11 protein-coding genes and 2 pseudogenes are annotated in these 14,465 nt (G+C 59.5%); 5 read left to right on the plus strand and 8 right to left on the minus strand.

Annotated features, from left to right (window positions below; all coding sequences use genetic code 11):
* Positions 1 to 89: 89 nt before the first annotated feature.
* On the plus strand, positions 90 to 1,445 hold the full coding sequence (locus FGE05_RS05270; RefSeq protein ID WP_139642135.1) for an MBL fold metallo-hydrolase RNA specificity domain-containing protein: 1,356 nt from the start codon (positions 90 to 92) through the stop codon (positions 1,443 to 1,445).
* 103 nt (positions 1,446 to 1,548) lie between these two features.
* Here FGE05_RS05270 and FGE05_RS05275 read toward each other — a convergent pair whose 3' ends face one another.
* The 8 genes and pseudogenes from FGE05_RS05275 to FGE05_RS30040 form a co-directional block, all read right to left on the minus strand.
* On the minus strand, positions 1,549 to 2,085 hold the full coding sequence (locus FGE05_RS05275; protein ID WP_139642137.1) for an Hsp20/alpha crystallin family protein: 537 nt from the start codon (positions 2,083 to 2,085) through the stop codon (positions 1,549 to 1,551).
* Positions 2,086 to 2,172: 87 nt separating this feature from the next.
* Entirely contained in the window at positions 2,173 to 3,666 is a 1,494-nt protein-coding gene (gene arcD, locus FGE05_RS05280) for an arginine-ornithine antiporter (protein ID WP_139642140.1), read from the minus strand.
* Between the two features lie 130 nt (positions 3,667 to 3,796).
* Positions 3,797 to 4,549 (minus strand): fumarate/nitrate reduction transcriptional regulator Fnr, encoded by a 753-nt coding sequence (gene fnr / locus FGE05_RS05285; protein WP_139642142.1) that lies wholly within the window; start codon positions 4,547 to 4,549, stop codon positions 3,797 to 3,799.
* A 159-nt stretch (positions 4,550 to 4,708) separates the two neighbouring features.
* Complete coding sequence (locus FGE05_RS05290) at positions 4,709 to 5,356, minus strand: BON domain-containing protein (RefSeq protein ID WP_139642144.1); 648 nt, start codon at positions 5,354 to 5,356, stop codon at positions 4,709 to 4,711.
* 148 nt (positions 5,357 to 5,504) lie between these two features.
* On the minus strand, positions 5,505 to 6,629 hold the full coding sequence (locus tag FGE05_RS05295; protein WP_139642145.1) for an ABC transporter permease: 1,125 nt from the start codon (positions 6,627 to 6,629) through the stop codon (positions 5,505 to 5,507).
* A gap of 2 nt (positions 6,630 to 6,631) precedes the next feature.
* Entirely contained in the window at positions 6,632 to 9,376 is a 2,745-nt protein-coding gene (gene rbbA, locus FGE05_RS05300) for a ribosome-associated ATPase/putative transporter RbbA (RefSeq protein ID WP_139642147.1), read from the minus strand.
* Positions 9,373 to 10,389, minus strand: coding sequence for an HlyD family secretion protein (locus tag FGE05_RS05305; protein WP_373682430.1), 1,017 nt, complete (start codon positions 10,387 to 10,389; stop codon positions 9,373 to 9,375). The genes rbbA and FGE05_RS05305 overlap by 4 nt, the downstream gene beginning before the upstream one ends.
* Positions 10,390 to 10,633: 244 nt before the next feature.
* Positions 10,634 to 10,741 (minus strand): annotated as a pseudogene (locus tag FGE05_RS30040) (hypothetical protein); the annotation flags it as partial.
* Positions 10,742 to 11,046: 305 nt separating this feature from the next.
* Between FGE05_RS30040 and FGE05_RS05315 the strand changes: the two are divergent.
* The 4 genes and pseudogenes from FGE05_RS05315 (at position 11,047) to FGE05_RS05330 (ending at position 14,461) form a co-directional block, all read left to right on the plus strand.
* Positions 11,047 to 12,300: an HD-GYP domain-containing protein gene (locus tag FGE05_RS05315; RefSeq protein ID WP_139642153.1), complete on the plus strand. Its 1,254-nt coding sequence runs from the start codon at positions 11,047 to 11,049 to the stop codon at positions 12,298 to 12,300.
* 829 nt (positions 12,301 to 13,129) lie between these two features.
* Positions 13,130 to 13,732, plus strand: a pseudogene (locus tag FGE05_RS30280) (methyl-accepting chemotaxis protein); the annotation flags it as partial.
* An 11-nt stretch (positions 13,733 to 13,743) separates the two neighbouring features.
* Positions 13,744 to 14,112 (plus strand): response regulator, encoded by a 369-nt coding sequence (locus FGE05_RS05325; RefSeq protein WP_139642155.1) that lies wholly within the window; start codon positions 13,744 to 13,746, stop codon positions 14,110 to 14,112.
* Between the two features lie 31 nt (positions 14,113 to 14,143).
* Positions 14,144 to 14,461 (plus strand): lipid asymmetry maintenance protein MlaB, encoded by a 318-nt coding sequence (locus tag FGE05_RS05330; RefSeq protein WP_139642157.1) that lies wholly within the window; start codon positions 14,144 to 14,146, stop codon positions 14,459 to 14,461.
* Positions 14,462 to 14,465 lie beyond the last annotated feature (4 nt).

Raw genomic sequence — 14,465 nt, forward strand, 5'->3', positions numbered from 1 at the left:
CTGGCGACCGAGTGGTGGACGCAAGTCACCGGCCGCCTGGGTGAACAATGCGATCAATAGCTTTCCATCGTTTGTCCAGGAGCACCGCTATGCGCATGACTTTTCTCGGGGCCGCAGGCACTGTGACCGGCAGCAAGTACCTGCTGGAACATGACGAACAGCGCATCCTGATCGACTGCGGTCTGTTTCAGGGCTACAAGCAGTTACGCCTGCGTAACTGGGATCCCTTCGAACTGCCGATGCAGGACCTGGATGCGATCGTATTGACCCATGCCCATCTGGACCACAGTGGATACTTGCCGGTCATGGTGCGCAATGGCTATCGCGGCCCCATCTACGCCACACCCGCGACCTGTGAGCTGGTGAAAATCCTGTTGCGCGACAGTGCCCGCTTGCAAGAAGAAGAGGCCGAATACGCCAATCGCAAGGGGTTCTCCAAACACACGCCGGCCTTTCCGCTGTACACCCGTGAACATGCCGAACGGGCGCTCAAACTATTGCGTCCGGTCGCGTTCGAACATTCGCTGGAGATCGCCCGGGGCATCGCGATCCTGCTGCGCCGCGCCGGGCACATCCTGGGCGCCGCCACCGTTCAGGTTCAGGCCGGTGGCGTGACGCTGGTCTGTTCAGGTGACCTGGGCCGGCCCGAGGATCCGGTGATGTTCGCGCCGAAAGCCATCGAGCAGGCAGATGTCCTGCTGGTGGAGTCCACCTACGGCGACCGTCGGCATCCGCATGAATCGCCGGAAGATCAATTGGCCGAGGTCATTACCCGCACCGCGCTGCGCCGGGGCATCACCCTGGTGCCCTCGTTCACGGTCGGTCGCGCTCAACTGTTGATGTATCACCTGTATCGCCTGAAACAACGCCGGGCGATCCCTGATATCCCGATCTACCTCAACAGTCCCATGGCCATCGACGTGACCCGGCTGTATCAGCGCTTCGCTGATGAACACCGTTTATCCCGGGAGGAGTGCGAAGGCATGTGCCACATCGCCCACCCGGTGCGCTCGGTCAAGGATTCCATGGCCCTGGACCTGCAGCGCACCCCGGCGGTGATCATCGCCGCCAGTGGCATGGCCACCGGGGGACGGGTGCTGCATCACCTCAAGAGCCTGGCGCCCAATCCCATCAACACCCTGCTGATGCCCGGCTTCCAGGCCGGCGGTACGCGAGGCGCGAGGATTGTGGCGGGCGAGCCTGCGGTGCGCATCCACGGTAAGGATGTACCGATCAATGCTGAAGTCGTGCCTATGCAAACACTGTCGGCCCATGCCGATGCCGACGAAATCATGCAATGGCTGCGAAGCTTCAAGACGCCGCCACGGCAAACCTATGTGGTGCATGGGGAGCCCAATGCGTCCGATGTCTTGCGCCACCGGATCTGTGACGAGCTGGGTTGGTCGGTGTCGGTGCCGGCGTACCGCGATAGCGTGGAACTCTGAACGATCGCCTTCGAGCGGGCATGACACAAACTTGTTCGGTCAATCGGCGCAGGCATGAAAAAGCCCCTCGTCGTTGGCCGGCGAGGGGCAGGCTTCAAAGCAGTCAGTCAGACTTGATCGGTACGATCTTTTCCGCTTTGATTGCTTCTGGTTTTTTCGGCAGTGTCAGCGTCAGCACGCCCTTGCTGAACTGGGCTTCGATCTTGTCGCTATCGATGCCTTTTGGCAGGCTGAACACGCGTTCGAAGGAACCGTAGTGGCGTTCGGACAGGTGATAACCCTTTTTCTTTTCTTCCTTGGCTTCCTTCTTTTCCCCCTTGATGATCAGGTTGCCGTTGGCCAGGCGGATCTCTATGTCTTTCTGATCCATGCCAGGCAGCTCGGCGGTAATTTCAAAGTTTTTTTCCTTTTCGCTGATGTCCACTGCCGGCAGGCTGGCGGAGAACTCACGGCGCCAGAAGGGCTCTACATCGAACAGTCCGCGGCTGAAGGTTGAGAGCGCTGTGCCCCGGTTGAAATCTTCAAACAGGTGATCCACCTGCTGACGAAGTTTTTCCAGCGGATGCCAGGTATCTGTCCTGGCGGAATGCTGGACTTTCTGGTCGGTGTGGACCGGCATCTTTTTCACTGAATTGGACATTGGATATTCCTCTTTGGTGATGTCCGGGGGGCGCCAGGCTCCATCGCCAGGCACCGTTGCCGAACGGGTCAATGCACGCCTGTGAACCTACAAAGACAGCTGGCCGGACCAGAGCATCCAACCGGCAAAGATGGCTGCCACCCAGATCACCAGCAGCAGGCTCCAGCCGAAGCCATTAAGGGCTCGGTCGGTTCTGGCCCGTTGAGCGCTCAGGTAAATCAGCGAACCGGGGGCATAGAGCAGGGCGCTGAGCAGCATGTACCGGGGGCCGGCGGCGTAGAGCAGCCAGACGCAATAGCCCGTCGCGACCACGGCGATGGCCATGTCGCGCAGTTGCAGCCCACGATGACCGGCGTAGGTCTGGCCTTGCCAGGTCATTTTCAGTGCATACAGGCCACTGAACAGGTAAGGCAGCAGGATCATCGAGGTGGCGAGTGAAATCAGGGCCAGGTAGCTGGCGCTCGAATACAAGGTCAGCAACAGGAACAGTTGAATGCAGCCGTTGGTGATCCACAGCGCGTTGGCAGGTGCGCCCTGTTGATTTTCGCTGGCCAGCAGTCGGGGCATGACCTTTTCCTTGGCTGGGGTGAACACCGATTCGGCCGCGAGCAGCGTCCAGGCCAGCAACGCACCACCCACCGACACAATCAGGCCGATGCTGATCAGCACAGCACCCCAGGGCCCGGCAACCACTTCCAGCACTCCTGCCATGGAAGGGTTCTTCAGGGCGGCCAGTTCGGGTTGCCTGAGAATGCCCAGCGACAACAGGGAAACAGCGATCAGCAACAGCAATGTCAGGATGAAGCCAATCACGGTGGCTCGGCCGACATCAGCCCGCTCGGCTGCCCGGGCAGAAAATACGTTGGCGCCTTCGATACCAATGAACACCCAGACCGTCACCAACATGGTGCTCTTGACCTGGTCCAGCGTACTGCCCAGTGCCGGTGCGCCCCAGAAATCCGTCAGAAAGGTGTCCTTGGAGAAGCCGGCAATGACCAGGCCGATGAACAGCAGCAACGGCACCACTTTGGCGATTGTGGTCATGGCGTTGGCTTTGGCGGCGGTGCGCATTCCGCGCAGGATCATCCAATGCAGCGCCCACAACACGACGGACGCGCCAGCAATCGCGGCTTTGTTGTTGCCTTCGCCGAATACCGGAAAGAAGTAACTGAGGGCAGCGAACAGGATCACCAGGTAACTGACGTTGCCGATCCAGGCGCTGATCCAATAGCCCCATGCTGAATTGAACCCCAGGAATTCGCCGCCCAGCGCACGAGCATAGGCGAATACACCATTGTCCAGTTCCGGCTGGCGGTTGGAGAGCGTCTGGTAAACCAGGGCCAGCGAGAGCATGCCCACGCCAGTGATGAGCCAGCCGATCAGGATCGCGCCGGCGCCGGCGCTGGCCGCCATGTTCTGGGGCAGGCTGAAGATGCCGCTGCCAATCATCGAGCCGACAACCAGGGCGACCAACAGGCTCAGCGACAGGCGTCGGGGCTCGACCTTGCGCAAACTGCCAGCCAGAGGATGAGGTTTGACGGTCGGGACGAGCGGTTCTGTACCGTGCAGTTGTGTTGCCATGATCTAAGCCTCCATGAGACGGGAGGTTCGGTAACCTTCGTCGATACAAAGGTTCGAACGCTACGTCTTAATGTCGGCCTGGAGGCGCAAGGGGGTATTGATGTAGATCAGATGTGATGCAAGGCAGGCATTACAGCTCGGCATGACGGTGGCAACCGGCGACCTTCTGCTTGAGCCCGGGCAGGTCCAGGATCGTGACATTGCGTCCACGCATGTCCACCAGTTCCTCCTGGCGCAGGTGGGCGATGCCCCGGCAAATCGTTTCCAGGCGCAGGCCCAGGTAGGAGCCGATCGCCTCTCGGCTCATGCGCAGGACAAACTCCCGCGAGGAATAGCCGCGCATACTGAGCCGTTGCGACAGGTTCAACAGGAACGCCGCCAGGCGTTCGTCGGCGCTCATGTTGCCGAGCATCAACAGCATACTGTGGTCGCGCACGATTTCCTGGCTCAGGAGCTTGTTCAGGTTGTGTTGTAGCGAGGGTAGGTCGTGGGCCAGTTTTTCCAGGAGGTTGAAAGGCAGCGGGCAGACTTCGCTGTCTTCCAGGGCAATGGCATTACAGGCGTAGTGATCGCTGCTGATAGCGTCCAGGCCGAGCATTTCGCCTTGCATCTGGAAACCGGTGACTTGCTCGCGACCGTCTACCGAAAGAACGCTGGTCTTGAAGAAGCCCACTCTCACCGCATACAACGAGCGCAATGGGTCGCCGGTGCGATACAGCGCCGCGCCTTTCTTGACCTTGAGCCGCTGGGTGATCAGGGTGTCGAGGCGCTCGACCTCATCGCCCGTAAGGCCGATTGGCAGGCACAGTTCCAGCACGCTGCAGTTTGAGCAAGCGGTTCGGAGGGCATGTACCTTCAAAAGGCGCGATTCCAGCTCGACCATAGGGAAAAATTCCTTTAATTGGAGCAAGCATAGAAGACCGACTCAGAACCGTGCCTGTTTTTTGTCGCCTAAATCCTACCGGCTGTCGATTCAGCGATGGGTTGCGATCCTTCAAGCCAGTCACAAAGATGGGAGGCACGCGGCGCTTCGCAGCCCCGGTCAGACCAGCAATAAATGATCGTCCACCTCTCTGACTCCAGGCACAGACCAGGCTGCCCGCTCCGCTGATCGGCGTTGACTCCATAAATGGACCTTGCCGTCGAGTCTTACCACATCGCCGTCGACCTTGACGTGAATCTGTTTGGCATCGAGTTCGGCACTGCGCTTGAGGGCATCCTCGATACGACGCTGGATATCGCCTGCATCCGCCTGTGGTCGTAGGGTGAGTCGGTTTTTCACACCCACCACGCCGGATAGTTTGAACACTGCTCGCTCAGCAGCCTCCCTCTGGTACTGCCAATCCACTTCACCTTCCAGAGCGACCCAGCCATTGTGCACGACCAGCTTGATGTCGCCTTCAGGGACATCGGAGCTCCAGTTGAGAATGTTCAGCGCGCGATTGGCAATGACGTCATCTGTCGTACCGGAGTTCTGGTTCGGTCTGACCTGTATTTCCTCAGCCACGGCGCGCACCCCTTTGACGCCCTTGACGGCACGTTCCGCGCTGATTTTCTGGGCGAAGCTACTGACGTGTCCAGAAAGGGTGACGACGCCGTTGTCCACGGCCACGCCTATATTTGCGGCGTTGATATCAGGTTGGAACTCGAGTGCTTCGAGAAGAGTGTTTCGCAGGCTCAAGTCGCTCATTTCAGGATCCTCCATGCAACGGTGGAAAACGCGGAGCCGTTAAATACCCGGCCTGCTTTTTTTACGCCTGAGCGACGCAGTGACATTGAGCTAAATCAATAAGGCTCAAGCGAGCACACAACGCGGTAATCGGCTTTTCCACGGAGCCTCAAGCCATCTGCGAGATTGCACGGCGAAATCGCAGTAATGCCGCTATGAAAAACAGCGTGCCGATCGAAGCAATCGCCAGGAATTGCGGCCAGACAATCGCCAGTCCCGCACCCCGGTACAAAATGCCTTGGGCGAAGCTGACGAAGTGTGTGGTGGGGGCGGCCAGCATCAGGTTCTGCACGAGCTGCGGCATGCTTTCGCGTGGAGTGGCCCCGCCGGAAAGCAACTGGAGCGGCAGCAGGATCAAAATGCTCAGCAGCCCTAATTGAGGCATGGAGCGCGCCACGGTGCCCAGGTAGATACCGATGGAGGTGGTTGCAAACAAGTGCAGCGCGGTGCCGAGCAGGAACAAGCCGATGGAGCCGCTGATGGGCACGGCCAACCAGCCCTGGACGATCACCCATATGGCAAAAGCGGTGGCCAGCAGCACCACCAGACCCATGGACCAGACCTTGGCCAACATGATCTCGAACGCCCGTAGGGGCATAACCAGCAAATGTTCCAGGGTACCGTGCTCACGTTCTCGAATCAGTGCTGCACCCGTGAGGATGATCGACACCATGGTGATGTAATCAATCAGTTGCATCACCGAGGTGAACCAGGCCTGGGTCAGGTTGGGATTGAACTGCATGCGCATGGCCAAGCCCATCGGGGGGCGTGGAGCATCGCGCAAGCTTTGGACGAATTTGCCGACTTCAGTGGCAACGATGGTCTGGATATAGCCTGCGCCTGTGAAGGCTTGGCCGATCTGGGTGGCATCGACGTTGAGCTGCAGGCTTGGACGGCGTCCAGCGAGGACGTCCTGCTGAAAGTCAGGCGCAATATCAAGGGCGAACGTATAACGACCGCTGTCCATGCCCGCATCGACCTGCTGGCTGTTGATTTTCGCTGGAGGCAAGAAGTAGGGCAGTTGAAAAGCCGCGTTCAATCGTTCGGAGAGTTGCGAGTGATCTTCATCGACGATAGCCAGCGGCGCGTGGTGCAACGCCTCGGGTATGCCCGAGGCGGCAGTGTAGATGCCGAACGAGAAGGCCCAGACGATCAGGATCAGCATCGCCCGGTCGTGGTACAGGCTGCGGAACTCCTTGATGCCCAGGCGCAGGATGTTCAAGAGACTGTGCATGGCTAGCGCTCCTGTTTGTGCAGGCAGAGCACACTCAGGCCAATCAGGATCGGCACCGTCACCAGCAGTTGCAGGAAATAAGGCGCCAGCGCCTGCAACTCCAGCGCCTTTGAGAACACCCCTCGGCTGATCGTCAGAAACTGCGCGGTGGGATACACCTTGCCGACCAGGGCGCCGAAACCCTCCAGTGAGGAAACGGGGTTGATCAATCCGGAAAACTGAATGGCCGGCAGCAGGGTGGCAATGGCGGTGCCGAAGACGGCCGCAATCTGGCTGTTCATGAACGTCGACAACCACAGCCCCAACCCCGTGGAGGTGCCGACATACAGCAACGCCCCCAGGCTCAGCACCCAGAGACTGCCTTTGAGCGGCACGCCGAACACCCAGACGGCCAAGGCACACATCAGTAAAAAGTTGAGCATGCCCATGGCGACGTAGGGCAGCTGTTTTCCCAGTAGGAACTCCAGCCGGGTCACGGGCGTGACATACAGGTTGATGATCGAGCCCATCTCCTTTTCCCGTACCACCCCCAATGCAGTGAGCATGGCCGGGATCATCATCAACAACAGCGGAATAATTGCCGGCACCATGGCTTGCAGGCTTTCCACATCCGGGTTGTAGCGGTAACGCACTTCCACGTTGGCCAGCGCCGCTCCGTTATAGCCGAGCTCTGCCAGGTAGCCGCTGTGCAAGCCGTTGACATAACCCTCTATCGTGCGTGCGCGCATGGGCATCGCACCGTCCACCCAAGCGGCTACCGTGGGCTGGCGGCCGCGCTTGAGGTCGCGGCCGAAATTGGGCGGGATTTCCAGCGCCAGGGTGATTGAACCGCTTTGCAAGCGGGTCTCCAGGTCGGCGTAGTCAAGCAGCTCGGGTTGTTCGATAAAATAGCGCGACCCGGAAAAACTGCGGACATAGGCCAGGCTGGTGGTGGTCTGGTCTCGGTCCAGGACCGCAAACGACAGGTCTTCGACGTCCAGGCTGATGCCGTAACCCATGATGAACATCAGCAATACCGTGCCCAGCGCCGCCAATGTCAGGCGGATCGGGTCGCGGCGGATTTCCATGGTTTCGCGTTGGGCGTAACTGAGCATTCGCAGGCCGCTGAAGCTGTTGCGGCGCGACTTGGAGGGTGCCTCGGGCGGCGTTTCGATACCGGGTGATTGCTTGCTCGGGTTCTCGGACTGCGCTGGGGTTGCCTCGCTGCCGGCGGCTTGCTCCAGGTATGAAACGAAGGTTTGCTCCAAGCTGGCCAACCCCCGCTCAATGATCAGTTGCTCGGGCGCGCCGCTGACCAGTACCCGTCCGGCATGCATGAATGATATTCGGTCGCAGCGCTGCGCCTCGTTCATGAAATGGGTGGAGATGAATATAGTCACACCGTCATTGCGCGACAGGTCGAGCAAGTGCTGCCAGAAAGTGTCACGAGCGATGGGGTCTACCCCAGAGGTGGGCTCGTCGAGGATCAGCACGTCGGGTTTATGGATCAGCGCCACGGCCAGCGACAGGCGTTGGCGGATACCCAACGGCAACCGGTCGGGAAGGTCGTCAAGGTTCTGTTTCAGGCCGAAACGTTCGGCGGCCTCGTGGACGCGGCTGTCAATTTCATCCCTGGGTACATGGAACAACTGCGCATGCAGCACCAGGTTCTGCCGTACCGTCAGCTCGTTATAGAGGGAGAAGCCTTGAGACATGTACCCCACCCGCTGTCGGGTCTTGAGGTCGTTCGGGTCGACTTGCTTGCCGAACAGCCAGGCCTGCCCGGAGGTGGCCGGTAACAAGCCGGTCAGCATTTTCATGGTGGTGGACTTGCCGCAGCCATTGGAGCCCAGGAAACCGAAGATCTCTCCGCGCTCGATGCGAAAACTGGCGCTGTCCACTGCTGTGAATGCGCCGAAGCGACAGGTCAGTTTCCGGGCCTCGATGGCGATCACCGGCTGTCCAGAGTGTTCGACGCGCGGCGTGATCACCAGCGGTGTGTGGCCCCGTCGACGGTCGGGTGGCAGCAGGGCGATGAACGCTGCTTCCAGGTCCTGACATTCGGTTCGCTGGAGGATTTGCGCAGGTGAACCACAGGTCAATACCTTGCCGGCGTCCATCATCAGCAAGTGATCGAAGCGCTCAGCCTCTTCCATGTAGGCCGTGGCCACCAGCACGCTCATATGGGGCCTGCGGGTTCGCAGGTCGGCAATCAACGCCCAGAACTGATTACGCGCCAAGGGATCGACGCCGGTCGTGGGCTCATCAAGAATCAGCAGGTCGGGGTCGTGAATCAGCGCACAACACAGCCCCAGCTTCTGCTTCATGCCTCCCGACAACTTACCTGCCGGGCGATCCGCAAAAGGGGTCAGCCCGGTGCTCGCCAACAAGGCATCGATGCGTTGCCGACGTTCATGCCGGCCCTGCCCGAACAGGCGGGCAAAAAAATCCAGGTTCTCAAGTACGGACAGGGTCGGGTAGAGATTCTTGCCCAAACCCTGTGGCATGTAGGCAATGCGGGGACACAGGGCTTCACGATGACGGGCGTTGGCTATATCGCCGTTCAACACAGTCAGGCGTCCTTGCTGTACGGTCCGGGCCCCTGCGATCAACCCCAACAGGCTGGACTTGCCGACACCGTCCGGGCCGATCAGGCCGACGGTGGCGGTGGCGGGAATATCCACTGTGACGCTGTCCAGGGCGATGGTCTTGCCGTACCGCAACCCCACGTCCTGCAGGCGTGCTGCCCAAGCGAACCCGTCGGTCATTCTGGCACCTTGATTTTCAGTGCTGCTGGCCATTGGGCTTGAGGGTTCAGCCGAACATGGGCCACGCCAGGTACGCCGGTTTTCACCTGGCTGAGGTGCTTGCGCAGCAGTTCGGGGTCTATCCGCGCCTTGATACGGAACATCAGCTTTTCCCGTTCACTGGTGGTTTCCACCGTCTTCGGCGTGAATTGCGCAACACTGTCCACGTAGCTGGCAGTGGCAGGGATCACGTATTGCGGCACGGCATCAATGATCACGTGCACTTCGCTGCCGATAGCCACCCGACCGGCCTGCTGAGTCGGCAAAAAGAACGTCAGGTACACGTCGCTCAGGTCCACCAGGTTCAGGACCTTGCCTCCAGCGGGAATTACTTCGCCTTCTTCGGCGATGCGGTATTGCACCCGTCCATCGCGAGGCGCCTTGAGCTCGGTATCGGCCAGGTCCGCCTGCAAGCGTTGCTCGGTCGCGGCTGCCGCCTCGATGCTGGCCTGGGCCTCCTCGACTTGAGATTTGGCGGCTTCGATCCCGGCCTGGGCCGTCAATACTTGTGAGTTGGCTGCCGCCAGCGCGGCCTGACCGCTGTCGAGCAGCGCGCGGTCGTCATCCAGCTGCTGGCGGGCGAGGGCGTTGCGGCTCACGAGGATTTCCGTGCGGGCAAAGCGCTTCTGTGTGGCAATCAATTCAGCTTGGCGCTGGGCAACCACCGCCCGCGCGGTAACCTTTTCGCTTTCCCGTTGCGCGACGAGCGCGGCTGCGGTGAGTTTGGCGGTACGGGCCCGCTGTAACTGGGCCTGGGCCTGGAGCAGTTCGGCTCGCAACGCCTGGGTATCCATGCGCGCCAGCACCTGACCGGCGACGACCTGCTCGCCCTCGGCCACCAGAATGGTGCTGATACGCCCGGCCAGTTTGCTCGCTACATCGACTTCGGTGGCTTCAATCCGCCCGTTGCCGGTGGCGAAATCGGGGTCTACAGGGGCGGGTTTGAACAAATACCAGGCACCCAGGACGGCCATGAGAGCCAAGCTCCCCAGAGCCCCTCGTTTAAGCCACTTGCCGGTTAGGTCATTCATCCCTGCCTCTCAGGTCTCAGCGAAGATTGGTGCTGAGGGAGGATAGGGCCGGAGTGAGAGTCGCTATGTTGATCTGCGTTAAGGATCTGTTTCTTAAATGCAGAAATTGAAGTAGCGCATGGTGCTCCGTGAGTGAGTGGTGTTTTTGTGCGCGACGTCCTAGGCGGTCGGTATCTGCCGAATCCGTGCGCAGTCGTTCCAGCTCTTTCTCCACCAGTGCCATATCAATGCGGCCGCTGTCAGCCAGTGTGGCCATGCGGGTGATGGACGCAGAGAACTGTCGGAAGTTTCCGCAGTAGAGGTAGCCGTGACCTGCCACCCCCGCACAGGTCCGTACGTGCGGCACTACCGCATACGGCCCCTGCTCGGGTGCGTGACGCGAAGCGAACCTTTGAGCGGGGCGCCGGGTAGGATAATTCCTACTCGCCCATCTGTAATTCCTAGTCCTAAATAAGATTGCTCTGATTCTAGGGGGTAGTGGCTCCTGGCTATTATTTGAGGGCCAGGATGGCATCCTGATGCGTCCCCAAGCCCACCACGCTTGGTTATTGCATCCGGCAATTCAGGGAAGGTGGTCGCGTACAGAGCGAGATTTGCATCGTGCTGACATATATCGATGTGGCTGATCTTTGCGTAGGCATGTATATCCAGAAGCTGGCCAGATCCTCTGAAGAACGTGCGTTCTGGAATGAAAGCTTTCTGATCCAAAATGAGGTGGTACTGGACAGAGTCCTTGCATCAGGCGCTGTCGGTGCGTGGATTGACCCGTCCAAAGGGGGGGCCGAACCCGCCCCTGTGCCTGATGAAGCCGTTGTTCAGTCTGGGCAAGATGCCCCGCAGTCCCCTTGCTCCTCGAGCCGATCGTGCTCGGAAGCGTCCGGTCCGCGTCCGCGGGTGGCAATGAGTGAAGAGCTAGTGCAGGCGGTGAAGCTGTGCGCCAGATCCAAGACTGCGGTCATGGAGATGTTCGGCGACTTACGGATGGGCCGGATCGTTCAGTTGGATCGAGTCACGGACATGGTGGGTGAAATCTCCGACTCACTGCTACGTCATCCAGACGCATTACTCAGCCTCGTGCGCCTCAAGGTCGCAGATGAATATACCTACATGCATTCCGTGGCGGTCTGTGGGTTGATGATTGGTCTGGCACGTCAGTTGGACTTGCCGCCGCTCCTGGTTCAAGAGGCCGGGCTGGCGGGCTTGCTGCATGACGTGGGCAAGATGGCCATACCCACGGCGATCCTGGCGAAACCCTTGCCACTGAATGACAGCGAACATACGACAATGCGCACGCACCCGGAGGCGGGGGCCAGGATGCTGGCGGACAGTACGCATTTCACTCCCCGGGTGCTGGACGTTTGTCTGCATCACCACGAGAAGGTCGACGGCAGCGGCTATCCCCATAAGTTATGTGGCACCCAGATCAGTCTGTTTGCACGTATGGCTGCTGTCTGTGATGTGTATGACGCCGTGACCTCTGACCGTCCTTATCGGGATCGCTGGGGGCCCGCCGAATCGATTCGAAAGATGGCGGGATGGGCCGGGCATTTTGATGAGAAAGTGCTTCATGCCTTCGTCAAATGCATTGGTATCTACCCGGTGGGTGCGTTGGTGCGGCTTCAAAGCAACCGGTTGGCGGTGGTGATGGAGCAGCATGCCGGGTGTTTGCTCACGCCCCGGGTGAAGGTGTTCTATTCGGTGTCGAGTCGTACGCCGTTGCCTCCCGAATGTATTGATCTGGCCTGTGGGCAAGACAGCATTGTCAACTTCGAATCAGAGAAAGCCTGGGGGTTCAAGAACCTCGAAGCACTCTGGATGGGCCAAGGACCGGGTGAGGCGTCTCGATTTGGCTGACCTGTGCGAGTCTGTAGTTTTCAACCAGCGCTTGTCGCTGGTTTTTTTTGGGCCGTTGTTCAGCGTGCTTGTAGCGGTCAGCTAGGAATTTTCCTACCGCAAAGCCGCAATCCTTAGATGGAAATAAGGATGCTCCGATAGCTTGATTGCCATTATTTAGCCATTGTTTCTCCAGGCCAACAAAACCGAGCACCCGGTGGTGGGTGTCTTGCGCGGGGTCCGGTCGGATCCGCACTGAACTGGAGAGATGAAGGTGAAAGGACAGGTAATTTCCTCCCCCCTGATCTTGATGCTACCCGCGGGTTTGACGGGCGTGCTCGGTTGCGTCGTGATGCTGTTCAACGCGGACTTCAGCTTGCGCAGTGCGGCCAGTTGCGTACCGGTCTTGGTTGGCTCGTTGCTGATGGGCGTGTGGACCCAACGTTTATTGAGCGCCCGGCAATGCGCCGGACAAGGCGACGATCAGCCATCTCGGTTTTCTTCTACCGTCTCACCTGATGATGGGTTGGGCGAAGTGTGCGCGCAGGTACTGCCGATCTGGAGCCACCAGATCGATGCCGCACGGATCCTCAGTGAAGAATCGATTTTCAAGCTGAGTAGCCGATTCGCGACGTTGTCGGGGGACATCAGTGCTTCTGCCTCCCAGGGCGCCGGCCAGCGTTCGGGAGCACGGCTGCTGGACATACTTGAAGTGGGCCAGCGGGACCTGGATTCGATCATGGTTGCCCTGCGCGATGCGCTGTTGCGCAAGGAGTCGGAGCTCAAAGAGGTATTGCTCCTTTCCGACTTCACTTCCCAACTGCAGGAGATGGCCCAGTTCGTCGGTGACATTGCCCGGCAAACCAATCTGCTGGCGCTCAATGCCGCCATTGAAGCGGCTCGGGCAGGCGATGCCGGTCGCGGCTTCGCGGTCGTGGCGGATGAAGTGCGCAAGCTGTCCAGCCTCTCCGGGCAGACGGGGCAGAAAATCAGCGAAACGGTCAACACCGTCAATGCCGCCATCTCCCGCACCGTCGAGCTTTCTCGGCACCAGGCACAGCAGGACTCACAAACCCTGGCTCACTCAGAACAACTGGTGTCCCAGGTGATCGAGCACTTCCGGCACAACGCCCAGGCCATTGTCGATACCAGCAGCAATCTTCAGCAGCAGAGCGAGAACGTTGCCACCGAAATATCGGGGGTGCTGGTCGCTTTGCAATTCCAGGATCGAGTGGGCCAGATGCTTTCGCTGGTCAACAACGACCTGCTCAAGCTGCACGGGCATCTCGTCGAGCGCCAGCAACTCGCACTCGCCGGTGGCACGCCAGCGCCGATCATCGCGAACACCTGGCTCGAGGAATTGGCAAGCACCTACACCATGCCTGAACAGCACGCGATCCATCACGGTAAGCCTGTGGTGAGCAGCACTTCATCCGAGATCACTTTTTTCTAGGAGTTTCCCCCATGGGCAAAACCATCCTGATTGTCGATGACTCTGCCTCCATTCGCCAAGTGGTGAGCATCACCTTGAAAGGCGCTGGATACGAAGTCATCGAAGGTGTCGACGGTCGCGACGCGCTGACCAAGCTCGACGGACGCAAGATCCATTTGATTGTGAGCGACGTGAACATGCCGAACATGGACGGCCTGAGCTTCGTCAAGGCCGCCAAACAACTGCCGGCCTACAAGTTCACGCCGGTGATCATGCTGACCACCGAGACCGGAGATGGCATGAAGCAACAGGGCCAGGCCGTCGGCGCCAAGGCCTGGATGGTCAAGCCCTTCCAACCGGCTCAGATGCTTGCGGCCGTCTCCAAACTGATCATGCCGTAGCGCCGCCAGAGTCCCTGGAAAGGAGATTGTCATGACGAATACCACCGCAAGTCTGCGTCGAATCCTGGTTCTCGAAGGACCCCTGACCATTTACACCGCCACCGAACGCAAAGACCTGTTGCTGGAGCTGTTTCCCCTGGCTCAGGAGGTCGAGATGGATCTGGGCGGCGTGGACGAAATGGATACCGCCGGACTCCAGCTACTGGTGCTGATCAAACAGGAGTCACTGCGCCATGGCTCCAGCCTGCTGCTGAGCAATCCCAGCACAGCGGTGCTGGATGCACTGGACATGAGTGGATTGCACAGCTTTTTCGACGAGTCGGCTCCGACTCGTCAGCAGAGAGGTTGAAACC

It is taken from the genome of Pseudomonas sp. ICMP22404, from assembly GCF_006227205.1.
Taxonomy (GTDB): domain Bacteria; phylum Pseudomonadota; class Gammaproteobacteria; order Pseudomonadales; family Pseudomonadaceae; genus Aquipseudomonas.